Raw genomic sequence first — 15,592 nt, 5'->3', positions numbered from 1 at the left:
CAGATGAAAAAATAGCCAAGCCACATTTTATGCATAATTCACATGTCCTGTTGCAGACCCGACGCAAACGGGTCATCGGCGAAATTGGTAATTTTACCGTGTTCTTCCTACAGTGGCAGTCGCGCGCTCGCCCGCCAGGTGGTAGGGTAGCAAGAGATAACTTATTCAAACAAAAAGGAAAGGCAGTGACAGCGTTAACGACCTTTGCCGATGTGGAAGCGGCCGCTCAGCGCATTGCCGGTATGGTTCAGCACACCCCGCTGCTGGAATCCCGCCTATTAAATGACTGGCTGGGACAACGGGTGTTATTCAAGGCGGAGTGCCTGCAAACCACCGGGGCTTTCAAATTGCGCGGCGCCAGTAATTTTCTGGCGCACCTGGCAGAGCAGGATGCACTCCCCGAACGGGTAGTGGCCAACAGCTCAGGCAATCATGCGCAGGCTGTCGCCAAAGCGGCCAGTCTGTATGGCCTGCCGGCGACCATTTATTCCGCGGACAATATTTCTGCTGTGAAAGCTGCGGCCACCCGCAGTTACGGCGCAGAGCTGCGAGTATATCCTACCCGCCCGGAGGCCGATGCCGCCGTCGCCAAAGCCGCGGAAACCCCGGGCACGGTATGGATCCCTCCCTACAACCACCCGGATATTATTGCTGGCCAGGGCACAGCCACACTGGAAGCACTGCATGACGCAGGTAAGGTCGATGCCGTCTTTGCGCCCTGTGGCGGGGGCGGTCTGCTAAGTGGCGCCTTGCTGGCCACCCGTGCACTCATGCCCGATGCCCGGGTCATCGGGGCAGAACCTATGGCGGCCAATGATGCCGCGCGGTCGCTGCAGTCCGGCCAGATTGAAACGCTGGAGGGCTCACCGGACACTTTGGCCGATGGTGCCGCTACACCCAGTGTCGGTACCCATACGTTTCCGCTTCTGCAACAGCTGGATGACTTCTATGAAGTCGACGAAGTACAGATTGCCTACTGGACACAGTGGCTGCATCACCTGCTAAAGCTACATATTGAGCCCACCTGTGCCATGACAATGGCGGCCGTTGCCGCCTGGGCAGTGAATACGCCGCCGGGGCACACGGCCGTAGTGATGCTGTCAGGTGGTAATATCAGTCAGACCAGCATGCAAAAGATCTGGGCGACCGATTACCTGCAACAACCCCCTATAATTTCGCAACAGGAACCACAAGAATGACCATTCGATTTCGCACCCTGCTTACCGCTTTGCTACTCAGCCCGGTCAGTCTGCTGGCAGATACCCTGCTGGTCAAAGACGTCAACGGCTATACCCTCAATGCAGAGGGTGACCTGATCACCTTCAGCAATATGCTGGTAGAAGACGGCAAAGTGGCCGGATTAAATGTCAGTGGCTCACAGCAGACCGATCGGGTATTGGATGGCGGCGGTAAAACCCTGCTCCCGGGTCTGATTGATGCCCATGGTCACCTCCTCGGCCTAGGCGCTAATTTGTTAGAAGTGGATTTGCGCGACAGTACCTCTGCCGCCGAAGCAGCCGAAACGGTGGCCGCTTACGCCTTCGCTAACCCCGAGCAGCGCTGGATAACCGGTCGCGGCTGGAATCAGGAGCTGTGGTCTGATCGAGCGTTCCCTACCGCGTCCGTGCTGGATGAGAAAATTAGTGACCGACCCGTCTGGTTGACTCGTGTTGATGGCCACGCCGGCTGGGCCAATAGCCAGACCCTGGCACTGGCAGGTATCAATAAGGACACGCCGGATCCCGCGGGCGGAAAAATTGTTCGCGATATGGACGGCAAAGCAACCGGCGTATTAATCGATAACGCCATGGCTCTGGTTGAAAGCCGTATGCCGGCAGCCAGTGCAAAGCAGTATGCTGCGCAGCTTGACGCCGCGGGCCAGCACCTCTTGTCACAGGGTGTCACGGCCATGCACGACGCCGGAATCAGTCATGCGGTATACGACTTCTACCTGCAACAGGCGGTAGAAGAGGCCCTGCCAGTGCGGATTTACGCCATGATTGCCGCCACGGATCCGGACTTAAATCAACTGCTGGCCAATGGCCCGGTGATCGGTAAACAGGACTTCCTGCACATTCGCTCGGTAAAAGCGTACGGTGATGGCGCCTTAGGCAGCCGCGGCGCGGCACTGCTGGCACCTTACTCTGATGCGCCCCATCAGGAAGGTCTGATGGTTACCCAGCCTGAGGAATTTGCGTCGCTATTTAATACGGTGCTGGATGCCGGCTTTCAGCTGAACTTCCATGCCATTGGCGATCGTGCTAACCACCTTGCGTTAAACCAGTTTGAAAAATCGTTCAAACAAACCGACGGCAAGGCTCTGCGCAACCGCATTGAACACGCTCAGGTTATTGACGTAGCTGATTTGCCCCGCTTTGCAGAGCTTGGTGTTTTACCTTCCATGCAACCTACCCACGCCACCAGTGACATGAATATGGCAGAAGATCGTATTGGCGAAGATCGTATGGCCGGTGCCTATGCCTGGAAAACCCTGCTGGAGTCAGGGATCCCCCTTCCTCTGGGGTCTGACTTCCCGGTCGAACTAGCCAATCCCTTCTACGGCCTGCATGCCGCTGTGACCCGTCAGGACCGCAACAATCAGCCAGTAAAAGGTTGGTATGCCCATGAAGCCATGACGCTCAAGCAGGCTTTTAAAGGCTTTACCCTTGATGCTGCCTATGCAGGTCATATGGAAAAGCGCATTGGCACCCTGGAAGAAGGAAAATGGGCAGACTTTATTCTGGTTGATCAGGACATCTTTGCGATCCCGGCGACCGAGTTGTGGAAAACAACAGTACTGCAGACCTACCTTGCCGGTGACAAAGTTTTTGAGGCCAGCGGCCAATAACACAACGAGGCGTTCCGGGTGGATCTAAAACGTAATATCGGTTTTATGGGTGCCAGCTTTCTGGTGCTCAATGGTCTGATTGGCGCAGGGATCTTTGCCTTGCCAGCCAAAATGGCCGCCACGTTGGGGGCCGCCAGCCCGTGGATCTTTTTACTGTTTGGCGCCCTCATGTTGTCCATTGTATGGTGCTTTGGGCAGCTGGCTACCCACCTGCACAGAACCGGGGGCCCGACAGTATACAGTGAGGCAGCCTTTGGACGCTTCGCGGCTTTTCAGACCGGCTGGTTGTATTATCTGGCGCGGTCTACAGCCATTGCGGCCAACATGCATGTGCTACTGTTGTATGCTGGCTATGTGTGGCCGCAACTGCAACTGCCCATGGGCGAAGTCACTGCCATTTTAGTGCTTAGCCTGTTGTTGTTCGTGGTGAATGTAACCGGCGTGCGCCGCGCTATTCGTACACTCGATGCCATTACAGTACTAAAACTACTGCCGTTTTTATTATTGATTGGGGTGGGATGGTACCAAATGCCCTCACGGCCTCTTGCCATTGAGTTACCGGAACTGGGCACCCTGGGCACCGGTGCGTTATTAACCTTATATGCTTTCATCGGCTTTGAAACCGTGGTGGTCACCTCCGGGGAAACCCAACGCCCTGCACGCACTATTCCTCGCGCACTCATGCTGACAGTCATTGCCATTGCGGTCTTCTACTGTCTGGTGCAATACGTGTACTGGCAGGTCATGGGCCCGCTCCCCCCTGATGATGCACCACTGATTGCACTGGCAAACGCGCTGTTCGGCCCGGTCGGGGCCATGATCATGACACTCACCGCCGTCGTGTCTGTGGCGGGTAACTTACTGGCCAACAGTATCAGCACCTCGCGGCTCACCTTTGCAATGGCTCAGGAAGGCACGCTGCCGGCAATCCTGGCCCGCATTCATCCCAGGTTCGCCACCCCGGATGTGTCCATTGGTTTATTGTGTGTATTTGCGGCGGTCATGGCGGTAAGTGGTAGCTTTGTGTGGCTGGCTATAGCCAGCGTACTGGCGCGGCTGCTGGTGTACGCGATTTGCATTCTGGCATTGCTGAAGTTACAGCGTCAGTGGCCGGGTTCCCGTTCTGTCACCAGCCGCGTGACCCGTTACCTTATACCAGTGCTGGCCCTTGTCACCTGCGGGTGGTCGGTAGCCCAGTCTGATCAACAGGCCTGGTGGTTCCTGGTGGGGGAGTGTGTCGTTGGCGCAGTGTTATATGGGGTTTTCACCCGCAAGCGTCACCAATAAAAAAGCGCGCGGCAACTTTGCTGCGCGCTTGCTGGTTGATAATCAAATAAGTTAACGCTTACTGATACAACGTGCGGATCCACTTTTCCTCAGTGATAAATTTCCAGCTCCAGCTCTGCCACTTGTCACCTAACCCGGCAGCCACCACTTCCTCTACCGTTTTGCCCTCACGTTTGTGGGTCAGCACAATCTCCCGGGTGGCTTCAATCATATCCAGAAACTGTTGATAATCAGCCTTATCCGCCAGCGGTCCGTGACCGGGTATGACCACGGTGTCATCATCAATCTTCGCCAACAAGGTTTTTACCGACTCAATATAGCCTGTCACGCTACCGCCGCCTTTAAGGTCTATATAGGGAAAACGCTCATTAAAAAACAGGTCGCCGGTGTGTAACACATCCGGCTCTTCAAACCAGACCGCGCTGTCGCCGTCGGTATGACCGTCAGGTAAATGCATCACATGCACGGTTTCACCGTTGAAATGTAACGTGAGCCCCTGTGCATAGGTTACCACCGGCAGCGCTGCTGCCGAGACCTTGTCATCGTTTGCCAGCCTGACACGCACATTTTTATGGGCGAATATGGTTGAGTCTTTGTGTTCATGAAAAAACGCATTGGCGCCGGTGTGATCGCCGTGATAATGCGTATTGACAATATAGCGCGGAGAGTCACTGCCCAGCTCGCCCAACGCAGCAGCGATTTTTTCTGCCAGCGGCGCATATTGATCGTCAATGATCAGGATACCGTCTTCCCCGGCGGACACCCCAATGTTTCCGCCGGCGCCTTGCAACATATGAACTGCACCTTTTAGCGCCGTTGCCTTTATTTTTACATCTGCGAAGCGGTCATTCGCCTGGCTGCTGACAGCCATTAGCATCGCTGCACTGGCTGCCAGTGCGGTAAACTTTTTAATCATGGTAGTGTCCGTTACTCGTTAGGGCCTGAGGGTTTTATGTTCCCGGGCTGAGTATAGATCATCCTGCACTACTCTCACGCTTCTTCACTCTCTCCTACGTAAGCAAAGCGCGGCTGGGTGCGGCCATCCACTTCAACGGACTCCGTAAACATGGCGAGCGGCCTGACCCACAGGCCGCGCTCGCCGTAGCAGGGACGGTATACCACTAACGGCTCTTCGGTTTCTGAATGCAGGGCCACGCCCTGCACGTCATAAAAAGGTCCCTTATAATGCTGATAGCGGCCTGGTTTGATAGTGCTTTGCGACATGATTACTCCTCAAAAGGTAATGGTAACTGCTGAATGTCCATAGGATCGGCGAGCCCAAGGTGAAGCCCCACCAGGCGGATCCCCCGCCCTGTAGCCCGGGCGTAGGCCTCTTGCATCAGGGTATGAAAATAGTCCTGATTTAATTCCCCCTGACGGTGCTCTACCGTTGTCAGCTGAAAATCGCTGAATTTCAGCTTCACGCCCTGGGTGCGAATTCTCACTTCCCGCCCGGTGCGCTTGCGGTGATTCTCAATGCGCTCCTGTAGCTTTTCCCACAACGTCGGAAGAAAAGCCAGGCATTCTTCCAGGGTGTGAATGTCTTCATTCAAGGTTCGCTCTACCCCTATCGATTTGCGCTCCCGCGACACCGTCAGCGCTCTGTCGTCAATGCCGTGAGCCCGGTTCCATAATACGCTGCCAAACTTGCCCAACTCCCGCTGTAAGCGCTCAAACGGATATTGGCGTACATCACTACAGGTTTTCAGCCCCATTCGATGCAGCTTCTGCAAGGTGACTTTCCCTACCCCGGGTATTTTCTCTAATGGCAGGGTGCGGACAAAGCGGTCAAGCTTATCAGGGGTTACCACGCAGATGCCATCAGGTTTGTTTTCATCGCTGGCAACCTTGGCCACGAACTTACACGGCGCCACGCCAGCTGAGGCGGTGAGATCCAGCTCTTCACTGATGCGACGGCGAATATCTTCGGCTATGAGCGTGGCACTGCCGCCGAACAAGCGTGTATTGGTAACATCAAGGTAGGCTTCATCCAGTGATAACGGCTCGATGAGATCGGTGTAGTCGGCAAAGATAGCGCGAATTTTCTGAGACTCCCGCGCATACACATCCATGCGCCCTTTAACCAGCACCAAATCAGGGCATAGCCGCATGGCATAGGCAGTGGCCATGGCGCTACGTATGCCGTATTTACGGGCGGGATAGTTACAGGTAGAGATGACCCCGCGCTGCGCGGAACTGCCGCCAATGGCAATAGGCACCGACTTTAACGACGGATTATCGCGCATCTCCACAGCTGCGTAGAAGCAGTCCATGTCAATATGGATAATTTTTCGCACGGGGAAGCTCACCTGTATACATAGCCAGTATTCTAGCGCAAACGCTGGACGTCCTGCCAGCGCCAATTTACGTCAGCGTATGACTGCCTACGCGTGGGATATACGGAAAGACCAGCCAGATACACACCCACTGGCTGGAGACTTAATAGTCGTGCTAAAAATGGAGGCCGGGTATGGCCGGAAGTGCTTTAGGCCTGGGGTTGAAAGAGGCCGGTGAATAGGGCTTATACAGGCAAAAAAAAGGCGGGAAACCCCGCCTGATTTTTATAAAATCTGATTTTCTTTCCACTCTTTGAGCTTTCGCTGGCGCGCTTCTTCTTTTTCCATACGCGATTTTTTCCTGTCACACGGCTCCGGACAATCACAGGCTTTTTCGATACCTAATGCTCCCAGGCCGCCACAGCTTCCGGAAATAGATTTTCGTTGCACCAGATATCCTACTGCCATAGCCAGGACCATAGCCAGGAAGAATACAAATGCAAGAATAAACGTGGACATGCTTTAACCCCTAAACGTGTTCGTACTAATTGTGTACATCGACAATTCTATCAAATTCTGGCGATGCAAACTCCTTAAATCCGTCTTCGGTTTTCTTTATCAAAAAGACCGCCAGCGACTCCTGCTCCGCTATGCGTTTTGCGCCTTCCCACCCCATCACATTAAAGGCAGTAGCCAGCCCATCAGCAGTCATCGATGATGGATGGACAACAGTCACAGATACCAAATTGTGGGTTACCGGTTTGCCGGTCTGAGGATCGATAAGGTGCGAATAGCGGACGCCATCTTCCTCGTAGTAATTACGGTAGTCACCCGAGGTCGCAATAGCGTTGTTACCGATTGAGACCACTTTTTGCACTGCGCGTTCATTTACAACCGGTTTTTCTATGGCAATTAACCACTCATCGCCATTACCGCGATGTCCGCGCACCCGCATTTCACCGCCAATTTCTATCAGATAATTGGTGTGCCCGTGACGCTCTATCAGTTCAGCAAGCTGATCCACTCCGTAGCCTTTCGCAATAGTCGACAAGTCCACGTAAACCATGGGATGGGCTTTATTGAGCCCGTCTGGCGTCACCGTCAGCTTATCCAGACCCACATATTCACGTACTGACGCGATTTCCTCGTCACTGGGCACTGAGCTTGGACGCTTGTTGGGGCCGAACCCCCACAAATTAACCAGTGGCCCTACTGTAATATCCAGCCGGCCCTCGCTTAACTCCCCTAACCGTAACGCTTCATTGACCACGACCAGGGTTTCGTCCGACACCGGAAAATCGTTGGTATAGCGATACTGATTGAACCGTGATAATTCAGAAGTAGTGTCATAGGTCGACATCAGCTGGTTTATTTCTGCTAACCGGCGATCAACCTTCTGCTGTAATTCGCGGGTAGCCTCACTCTCCTCGGCTACGAACTTGATATTATAAGTGGTGCCCATCGTTTGTCCGCTCATATGCACCACCGGAACAGTCTCACTACTACAGGCGCTTAATACCACCAGCACAGCTATGACTATCCAACTTTTCCAGGCTGTATTTCTCACGGTTTTCCCTCGGTATTTCATTCCAGTTCATGTCACTGCGGTGCGTTGGCAAATTACTCCGCCCGAGTTTACCCAGTCTGTAAGTACCCCCGTAGTGAGTGTATACACTGGCCAGCAATCCGCTATAAAAAAAGGGGGCTCGCGCCCCCTTTTTCATTCATCACGCAATGTCAGCTTAACCGCCGAAGTCATCCAGCATGATGTTTTCATCTTCAACACCCAGATCTTTCAACATGTTGATAACCGCCGCGTTCATCATAGGCGGACCACACATGTAGAATTCACAATCTTCAGGTGCCGGGTGGTCTTTCAGGTAGTTTTCCAACAAGACCTGGTGAATGAAGCCAGTATCGCCTTCCCAGTTATCTTCAGGCTGGGGATCAGACAGGGCCACATGCCACTCAAAATTCTCGTTCTCTTCTGCCAGTTCGTCGAAATCTTCTACATAGAACATTTCACGTAGTGAACGAGCGCCGTACCAGAAAGAGATCTTGCGATCGGTTTTCAGACGACGAAGCTGATCGAAGATGTGTGAACGCATGGGTGCCATACCTGCACCACCGCCCACGAATACCATCTCGGCGTCGGTGTCTTTCGCGTAGAACTCACCAAACGGACCAGAGATTGTAGCTTTATCACCTTCTTTCAGGCTCCAGATGTACGACGACATCTTACCGGCCGGCAGACTCAGGTTATTAGGCGGCGGCGTAGCAATACGCACGTTCAGCATAATAATCCCTTCTTCTTCCGGGTAGTTCGCCATCGAGTAAGCACGAATAACTTCTTCGTCTACTTTTGATTCAATATCAAAGAAGCCAAAGCGTTCCCAGTCACCGCGGTACTCGTCCGGAATATCGAAGTCTTTGTACTTCACGTGGTGTGCTGGTGCTTCAATCTGAATGTAACCACCGGCACGGAACGGCACGCTTTCACCGTTAGGGATTTTCAGCTTAAGTTCTTTAATGAAAGTGGCTTTGCTGTCGTTAGAAATAACTTCACAATCCCACTTCTTAATGCCGAATACTTCTTCAGGCAGTTCGATGTCCATGTCCTGCTTAACTGCAACCTGACATGACAAACGGCAACCTTCACGGGCTTCACGCTTAGTAATGTGATCCAGCTCAGTTGGCAGGATTTCACCGCCACCAGATTTCACATCTACACGACACTGGCCACATGAGCCACCGCCACCGCATGCAGACGATACAAAGATACCGGCTTCCGCTAACGCGCCCAGCAGTTTGCCGCCTGGCTGTGTCTGGATTGCTTTTTCCGGATCATCGTTAATGGTGATCTTTACGTCGCCGCTGGGAACCAGCCGTGACTTGGCAAACATGATGATAAATACCAGCGCCAAAACGATGGCAATGAACATGCCGACGCCAAGATATATTTCAATTTGATTCATTTATATGCTCCCGAGCTCGATTACAGCTGAATACCGGTGAAAGACTGGAACCCAAGTGCCATCAGACCCGCGATCATGAACACAGAGCCCAGACCACGAATACCGTCAGGCATATCGGCATATTTCAGTTTTTCACGAACTGCAGCCAGCAAGACAATCGCAATTGCCCAACCGATGCCACTACCTACGCCGTAAACCACACTTTCGGTCAGGTTGTATTCGCGTTGTACCGCGAAGGCAACACCACCGAAGATGGCACAGTTCACCGTAATCAACGGCAGGAAGATACCCAGCGCGTTGTACAGTGCAGGGAAAAACTTATCCAGACTCATTTCCAGGATCTGTACCAGTGCAGCAATTACACCGATAAAGGTCAGAAAGTTCAGGAAGCTCAAATCCGCATCCGGGAAGCCTGCCCAGGCCAGCGCGCCTGGCGCGAGAATGTTTACATAGATAATCTGGTTTACCGGTACAGAGATACCCAGTACCACAATTACCGCAACACCCAGACCCATGGCTGTTTTAACTTTCTTTGATACGGCCAAAAATGTACACATACCCAAGAACAGTGACAGCGCCATATTCTCAACAAAAATTGAGCGAACAAATAATGAAATATAATGTTCCATGCCTTACTCCTTTGGCTCAACTTGTTCTGGGCGAATGGTCCGGATGAACCAAATCATACCGCCAATCAGGAAGAATGAGCTGAACGGCAAAATCAATAACCCGTTACCCTGATACCAGCCACCGTTTTGAACCAATGGCAGGATTTCGTACCCCAGAATGGTGCCGAAACCAAATAGCTCTTTAATGGTACCGATAACAATCAGAATGAAGGAATAACCCAGACCATTACCAATACCGTCCATCAGGCTCATCAGAGGTGGACTCTTCATGGCGTATGCCTCGGCACGACCCATTACAATACAGTTCGTGATGATAAGGCCGACGAACACCGAAAGCTGTTTGGATATCTCATAGGAGTACGCTTTCAGAATTTGGTCTACCACGATTACCAGTGAGGCAATGATGGTCATCTGAATAATAATCCGCACACTTGACGGAATCTGATTACGAATTAACGAGATAAACAGGTTTGAGAAGGCCACAACGCTGGTCAGCGCGAGTGACATTACCAAGGCTGTTTCCAGTTTGGTCGTAATTGCCAGAGCTGAACAAATACCCAGTACCTGCAAGGCGATTGGGTTGTTGTCCAGGATAGGCCCCAGTAGGGCCTTTTTCATTTCTTTAGTATCTGCCATGAAAATCCCCTTATGAACGCCATGCCTGTTGCTTCAGGAACTCGCCAAAGCCCTGTTCACCAGTCCAGTAACGAATGGTGTTCTCGACACCGTTACTGGTAAGCGTTGCACCTGACAGTGCATCGATTGAATGTGGGTTATTAGGGTTAGCGTTTTTCTTCACACGAATAGCCACTTCGCCATTCTCATAAAGTTTCTTACCGTCCCATTTATCCTGCCACGCCGGGTTTTGAACTTCACCGCCCAGTCCGGGGGTTTCTTTCTGCTGGTAGTAGATCAATTCACGAATTGTCTGACCGTCGTTGTCGATAGCCAGAAAGCCGTACATCAGATCCCACAGACCGCTACCGTGTACCGGCAGGATAATGCGCGATACATCGCCCGCATCGTCACGTACCATCCACACGCTCGCAACGTCTGGACGACGCTGGAAACCGACATTACTGTCGGTTACCGGCGAGCTGTAGTCAGGCTGCTTCGCCGCTTTGTACATGTCGTAATTTGCCTCAGGCATGTCAGTAAACTGGCCTGATTCCAAATCTACGTAACGCTGTTCAACGCGGTTAGCATAGGTAGATTCAATCTGCTTGTTGCTCATGCCGGTTTCATACAAACCGGCCGCAGTCAGAATGTTGGTTTTCTTATCCAGCGCGGCATTGGTTTGCTGCAGCGAGCGTAAGCCTACTGCTGCACCAGATACCACGATAGAACATACTAGGCAGACGGCGACAACGATGCCGACTGTTTTTCCAAGAGACTCTTTCTTAGCCGACACGAGCTATCCTCCGCTTAATATTGCTTTGCGCGACAAAGTAGTCGAACAGTGGCGCCCACAGATTAGCAAACAGAATTGCCAGCATGATGCCTTCCGGGAAGGCCGGGTTCAGGACGCGAATCAATACAGTCATAAATCCGATAAAGATACCGTAGGCCCACTTACCCTGATCGGTAAACGATGCCGACACCGGATCCGTAGCCATGAAGAACATCCCGAATGCCAGACCACCAATCACGAAGTGCCAGTAAGCCGGCATCGCGAACATGGGATTAGTATCGCTGCCGATGATATTCAACAGGGTCGATAAGAAGGCCACGCCTAATGCCACCCCGGCGACAATTCGCCAGCTGGCAATGCGCATGTACATGATGAACAGGCCACCAATGATAATAGCCAGTGTAGAAACCTCACCCGCAGAACCGGCAATGGTTCCGAAGAAGCTGTTCATCCACTGATCCATGTTGGTGTAGTCCAGTGTGCCTGACGCAGCCTGGCTCAATGAAGTTGCACCCGAGTAACCGTCAGCTGCTACCCATACCTGATCCCCTGAGATTTGTGCAGGGTAAGCAAAGTACAGGAAGGCACGGCCAGACAGGGCCGGGTTAAGGAAGTTACGGCCCGTTCCGCCGAATACTTCTTTGGCAATAACCACACCGAAGGTAATACCCAGCGCAACCTGCCACAGCGGGATGGTAGCCGGTAGCGTTAACGCAAATAACACCGATGTAACGAAGAAACCTTCGTTGACTTCGTGTTTACGCACCGAGGCAAACAGTACTTCCCAGAAGCCACCGACAATGAAGGTGACGGCGTAAATAGGCAGCCAGAAACAGGCGCCGTAGGCCATCATACCCAGCCAACTGGCATCGGTCAGATCACCACCCAGGGCGGTAAACAGTCCTGCCTGCCAGGTATCAGGCAGTGTGCCTGCCCCTGCGGCAAACGCTTCTGATGCCTGCAGACCAATGTTGTACATGCCCATGAACATGGCTGGGAATGTTGCCATCCATACCAGAATCATGATGCGCTTAAGGTCGATGCTGTCACGCACGTGCGTGTTGGCTTTGTTTACTTTACCTGGCGTGTAGAAGATGGTCGCCGCCGCTTCGTAAAGCGCATACCATTTCTCGTGTTTCCCACCTGGCTCAAAGTTTGGTTCAATTTTCTCTAAATACGCTTTTAAACCCATGACTTAACCCTCTTTCTCGATCGTGGTCAAACAGTCGCGCAGGATAGGACCATAGTTGTATTTGCCAGGGCATACATAGGTACACAGCGCCAAATCTTCCTCGTCCAACTCCAGGCAACCCAACGCCTGAGCACTGTCTGTGTCTCCGGAAATCAGGTCACGCAACAGTAGCGTGGGGATGATGTCCAGGGGCATTACGCGTTCATAATTACCAATTGGCACCATCGAACGTTCAGAGCCATTGGTTGTTGTTGTCATACTGAATTTCTTATTGCCACCCAGGTGTCCCAGGTAGGCACGTGTCACGGAGTGTTTGTCAGAGCCTGGCGTGATCCAGCCAAAGAATTTCTTCTCGCGACCTTCTTTTAACAGCGAAATTTGCAGGTGGAAACGTCCTAAAAAGCCGTGTACACCCTGCGCGGTGGTGCCGTTTAGCACTGAACCAGAAATCACGCGGATTTCTTCATCACCCAGTTCGCTGTCGGTCAGCTCAGCCACATCAGCACCGATTTTGGTACGGATGAGACGTGGACTCTTAGCCGCCGGGCCGCCTATAGCGACTACGCGACGGTTATCCAGTTCACCGGTGGTCAGCAATGCGCCGATAGCCATGACGTCCTGGTAGTTGATATGCCATACCGCTTTACCCGGACCAACGGCATCCAGGTAATGGATGTGCGTACCTGGCAAACCTGCCGGGTGCGGGCCACCAAACTCTTCCACGTCTACCGCTGCATCACCGGTAGGTACTGTCGCACCTGCGGCTTTACATACGTAGACCTTGCCACCGCTCAGTTGCGTGAGGGCCTTCAGACCATTCACGAAATCGTCCTGGCGCTCGGCCAGAATAACAGTGGGATCGGCGGCCAGTGGATTGGTATCCATTGCTGTGACGAAGATAGAATGTGGTACTGAATCCAGCGCTGGCGACTTGCTGTATGGGCGCGTTCTGAACGCAGTCCACATACCTGAGTCGACCAGTGTGGTTTGCAGCTGCTCCCGTGGCGTAGCCGCGATTTTATCAGCAGCAATTTTATCAAACGTGATGGCATCATCACCTTCAATTTTAACTACTACAGACTGCAAAACACGCTTTGCACCACGGTTTACCTCTACCACTTCACCTGCAGCTGGCGCTGTGAATTTAACACCAGGATTCTTTTTATCTTCAAAAAGAATCTGGCCTTTCTTCACTTTATCGCCAGGCTGAACGTGCATGGTAGGACGCATACCAACATATTCTTCTCCCAGAATGGCAACGCGCGTCACAGCAGGTCCGTCAGAGATCTGCTGCTTCGGCGCTCCCTCAATTGGGAGGTCGAGACCTTTCTTGATTTTAATCATACGTAATTGCACTACTCTAATAAAAATACCCTTTTGCATGACCGCAGAAAAGCAGCCTGTCATCATGCAAAAATGCACTGCTAACAGGTGATGTTCACCTTATTATTGAATTTTCAGTACTGTCTTCCCGCACTGACCCACACTGTGGCCGGACGGGAAATGTCACCTGACGCTTAACTTGTCTCTTGACAGACGAGTGGCTATTCGCTGGCTTGTTGTTGTTTTTACCAGTAACGACCACTTTTACGAAGCAGGGCAGAATTAGACCCTACTTAATTTCGGGATTTTAGCATTAACCAGTGGGGTTGTGCCACGCAAATCACGGAGAAAGCGAAATTTTTGTACCAATTGGTGTAAAAAAGCCGGTACTCCTCTGCAATCCCTTGTAATACGGCACAAAAAAGCCGTCACTAGGACGGCTTTTTGACGCTCTCTGCACCGCTTACCAGCTTACCTGAGGGTCCACATCGGCGTCATAATCGACGCTGTCTATGTCGAAACCAAACAGTTTCAGAAACTCATGGTGGTAACCGGCGTAGTCGCTCAGTTCGTGGAAATTTTCCTGCGTTACCTGATCCCACAGCGCTTTAATTTTCGCCTGGGTGGCATCGTTGGTTTCTTTTCCATCCATACGGTAGCGGTTCGCTTCGTCGAGGGTGGGGTTGTCACCGTATAAACAGGTGTTGAACAGCCCGTATATCTGTTCAATGCAACCCTCATGCGTGCCCTCTTCTTTCATAACCTGATAAATTAATGAAATATACAGGGGCATTACCGGGATCGCCGAACTGGCCTGTGTCACCAGCGCTTTTAGTGAGCTCACATGGGCTTCCACCAACAGGTCGCTGTGTTTGCCAATAATTGCGGCGGCGGCACGGTCCAGATCTTCTTTCGCTTTACCGATAGTCGCCTGACCGTAAATGGGCCAGGTCAGCTCTTTGCCAATGTAGGTATACGCTGTGGTTTTACAGTTTTCTGCCAATACTCCGGCATCGGCCAGTGCATCCATCCACAACTCCCAGTCTTCACCGCCCATCACTTTGATGGTGTTGTGAATTTCTTCGTCGTTGGCGGGCTCCAGCGTCACCTCATGCACTTTATCTTTGTCGGTGTCATAGGTCTTGGTAGTGTACTCCTGACCCACTGGCTTCAGGGTCGACTTGTACGTGACGCCTGTGGCCGGGTCAGTGCGGCGGGGTGACGCCAGGCTGTAAACCACCAGATCCACGTTACCCATATTTTCTTTGAGCTTAGCAATCACGTCTTCTTTCATTTCATTAGAAAACGCATCGCCATTAAGGGTGTCGGCATACAGACCCGCCTGCTCTGCCTGCTTATGAAATGCCGCGGTGTTATACCAGCCAGCCGTACCGGTTTTACGTTCAGTAGGCGCTTTTTCGAAACACACGCCCAGCGTATTGGCACCGTAACCAAACGCCGCGGTGATCCGCGATGCCAGCCCGTAGCCGGTTGAACTGCCGATTACCAGAACATTCTTCGGACCTTCGCCTAAGTCGCCTTGTTCTTTTACGTAGGCAATTTGCTGTGCCACAGATTCAGCACACCCTACCGGATGGGCGTTGGTGCAGATAAAGCCTCTCACTTTAGGCTTGATAACCATAATTTACGT

15 protein-coding genes are annotated in these 15,592 nt (G+C 52.3%); 3 read left to right on the top strand and 12 right to left on the bottom strand.

Annotated features, from left to right (window positions below; all coding sequences use genetic code 11):
- Positions 1-185: 185 nt before the first annotated feature.
- Genes OCL06_RS03830 through OCL06_RS03820 form a run of 3 tightly spaced genes read left to right on the top strand, consistent with a single transcriptional unit; the run spans position 186 to position 4,135 of the window.
- Positions 186-1,199 (top strand): serine/threonine dehydratase, encoded by a 1,014-nt coding sequence (locus OCL06_RS03830; protein ID WP_262992428.1) that lies wholly within the window; start codon positions 186-188, stop codon positions 1,197-1,199.
- Positions 1,196-2,848 (top strand): amidohydrolase, encoded by a 1,653-nt coding sequence (locus tag OCL06_RS03825; RefSeq protein ID WP_262992427.1) that lies wholly within the window; start codon positions 1,196-1,198, stop codon positions 2,846-2,848. The genes OCL06_RS03830 and OCL06_RS03825 overlap by 4 nt, the downstream gene beginning before the upstream one ends.
- A gap of 18 nt (positions 2,849-2,866) precedes the next feature.
- Positions 2,867-4,135, top strand: a complete 1,269-nt coding sequence (locus OCL06_RS03820; protein ID WP_262992426.1) for an APC family permease — start codon at positions 2,867-2,869, stop codon at positions 4,133-4,135.
- 58 nt (positions 4,136-4,193) lie between these two features.
- On the opposite strand, the gene OCL06_RS03815 is transcribed toward OCL06_RS03820, so the two are convergent.
- From OCL06_RS03815 to fabV, 12 genes are all read right to left on the bottom strand, one after another.
- Positions 4,194-5,051: an MBL fold metallo-hydrolase gene (locus OCL06_RS03815; protein ID WP_373318437.1), complete on the bottom strand. Its 858-nt coding sequence runs from the start codon at positions 5,049-5,051 to the stop codon at positions 4,194-4,196.
- A 74-nt stretch (positions 5,052-5,125) separates the two neighbouring features.
- The gene (locus tag OCL06_RS03810; protein ID WP_262992425.1) at positions 5,126-5,359 is read right to left on the bottom strand and encodes a DUF1653 domain-containing protein; all 234 of its coding nucleotides are present in this window, start codon (positions 5,357-5,359) and stop codon (positions 5,126-5,128) included.
- Between the two features lie 2 nt (positions 5,360-5,361).
- Positions 5,362-6,432 (bottom strand): DNA polymerase IV, encoded by a 1,071-nt coding sequence (gene dinB / locus OCL06_RS03805; protein WP_262992424.1) that lies wholly within the window; start codon positions 6,430-6,432, stop codon positions 5,362-5,364.
- Between the two features lie 264 nt (positions 6,433-6,696).
- Positions 6,697-6,930 carry a (Na+)-NQR maturation NqrM gene (gene nqrM / locus OCL06_RS03800; RefSeq protein WP_262992423.1) on the bottom strand — a complete coding sequence of 78 codons (234 nt, stop codon included), beginning with the start codon at positions 6,928-6,930 and terminating at the stop codon, positions 6,697-6,699.
- A gap of 25 nt (positions 6,931-6,955) precedes the next feature.
- Positions 6,956-7,888 (bottom strand): FAD:protein FMN transferase, encoded by a 933-nt coding sequence (locus tag OCL06_RS03795; RefSeq protein ID WP_262992422.1) that lies wholly within the window; start codon positions 7,886-7,888, stop codon positions 6,956-6,958.
- Positions 7,889-8,153: 265 nt separating this feature from the next.
- Positions 8,154-9,386: an NADH:ubiquinone reductase (Na(+)-transporting) subunit F gene (gene nqrF, locus OCL06_RS03790; protein WP_262992421.1), complete on the bottom strand. Its 1,233-nt coding sequence runs from the start codon at positions 9,384-9,386 to the stop codon at positions 8,154-8,156.
- A gap of 20 nt (positions 9,387-9,406) precedes the next feature.
- On the bottom strand, positions 9,407-10,015 hold the full coding sequence (gene nqrE, locus OCL06_RS03785) for an NADH:ubiquinone reductase (Na(+)-transporting) subunit E (RefSeq protein WP_262992420.1): 609 nt from the start codon (positions 10,013-10,015) through the stop codon (positions 9,407-9,409).
- 3 nt (positions 10,016-10,018) lie between these two features.
- Positions 10,019-10,651 carry an NADH:ubiquinone reductase (Na(+)-transporting) subunit D gene (locus OCL06_RS03780; protein WP_262992419.1) on the bottom strand — a complete coding sequence of 211 codons (633 nt, stop codon included), beginning with the start codon at positions 10,649-10,651 and terminating at the stop codon, positions 10,019-10,021.
- A 10-nt stretch (positions 10,652-10,661) separates the two neighbouring features.
- The gene (locus OCL06_RS03775) at positions 10,662-11,426 is read right to left on the bottom strand and encodes a Na(+)-translocating NADH-quinone reductase subunit C (protein ID WP_262992418.1); all 765 of its coding nucleotides are present in this window, start codon (positions 11,424-11,426) and stop codon (positions 10,662-10,664) included.
- A complete protein-coding gene (locus tag OCL06_RS03770) occupies positions 11,416-12,618 on the bottom strand; it encodes an NADH:ubiquinone reductase (Na(+)-transporting) subunit B (RefSeq protein WP_262992417.1) in 1,203 nt (400 codons plus the stop codon). Before OCL06_RS03770 ends, OCL06_RS03775 begins: the two co-directional genes overlap by 11 nt.
- 3 nt (positions 12,619-12,621) lie before the next feature.
- On the bottom strand, positions 12,622-13,962 hold the full coding sequence (locus OCL06_RS03765) for a Na(+)-translocating NADH-quinone reductase subunit A (RefSeq protein WP_262992416.1): 1,341 nt from the start codon (positions 13,960-13,962) through the stop codon (positions 12,622-12,624).
- A 442-nt stretch (positions 13,963-14,404) separates the two neighbouring features.
- Positions 14,405-15,583 (bottom strand): enoyl-ACP reductase FabV, encoded by a 1,179-nt coding sequence (fabV, locus tag OCL06_RS03760; protein ID WP_262992415.1) that lies wholly within the window; start codon positions 15,581-15,583, stop codon positions 14,405-14,407.
- Positions 15,584-15,592: the final 9 nt, after the last annotated feature.

It is taken from the genome of Alteromonas salexigens (genome assembly GCF_025628895.1).
GTDB classification, from domain to species: Bacteria; Pseudomonadota; Gammaproteobacteria; order Enterobacterales; family Alteromonadaceae; genus Alteromonas; species Alteromonas salexigens.
Note: the sequence above shows the minus strand (reverse complement) of the source record. Positions and strands in the feature narration are given on the sequence as shown.

Excerpts from the sequence above, each read along its gene's own strand:
- OCL06_RS03825 (WP_262992427.1), top strand. The coding sequence starts at position 1,196 with ATGACCATTCGATTTCGCACCCTGCTTACCGCTTTGCTACTCAGCCCG.
- OCL06_RS03815 (WP_373318437.1), bottom strand. The coding sequence starts at position 5,051 with ATGATTAAAAAGTTTACCGCACTGGCAGCCAGTGCAGCGATGCTAATG.
- OCL06_RS03780 (WP_262992419.1), bottom strand. The coding sequence starts at position 10,651 with ATGGCAGATACTAAAGAAATGAAAAAGGCCCTACTGGGGCCTATCCTG.
- nqrE (WP_262992420.1), bottom strand. The coding sequence starts at position 10,015 with ATGGAACATTATATTTCATTATTTGTTCGCTCAATTTTTGTTGAGAAT.
- OCL06_RS03770 (WP_262992417.1), bottom strand. The coding sequence starts at position 12,618 with ATGGGTTTAAAAGCGTATTTAGAGAAAATTGAACCAAACTTTGAGCCA.
- nqrM (WP_262992423.1), bottom strand. The coding sequence starts at position 6,930 with ATGTCCACGTTTATTCTTGCATTTGTATTCTTCCTGGCTATGGTCCTG.
- OCL06_RS03765 (WP_262992416.1), bottom strand. The coding sequence starts at position 13,962 with ATGATTAAAATCAAGAAAGGTCTCGACCTCCCAATTGAGGGAGCGCCG.
- OCL06_RS03810 (WP_262992425.1), bottom strand. The coding sequence starts at position 5,359 with ATGTCGCAAAGCACTATCAAACCAGGCCGCTATCAGCATTATAAGGGA.
- fabV (WP_262992415.1), bottom strand. The coding sequence starts at position 15,583 with ATGGTTATCAAGCCTAAAGTGAGAGGCTTTATCTGCACCAACGCCCAT.
- nqrF (WP_262992421.1), bottom strand. The coding sequence starts at position 9,386 with ATGAATCAAATTGAAATATATCTTGGCGTCGGCATGTTCATTGCCATC.
- OCL06_RS03795 (WP_262992422.1), bottom strand. The coding sequence starts at position 7,888 with ATGAGCGGACAAACGATGGGCACCACTTATAATATCAAGTTCGTAGCC.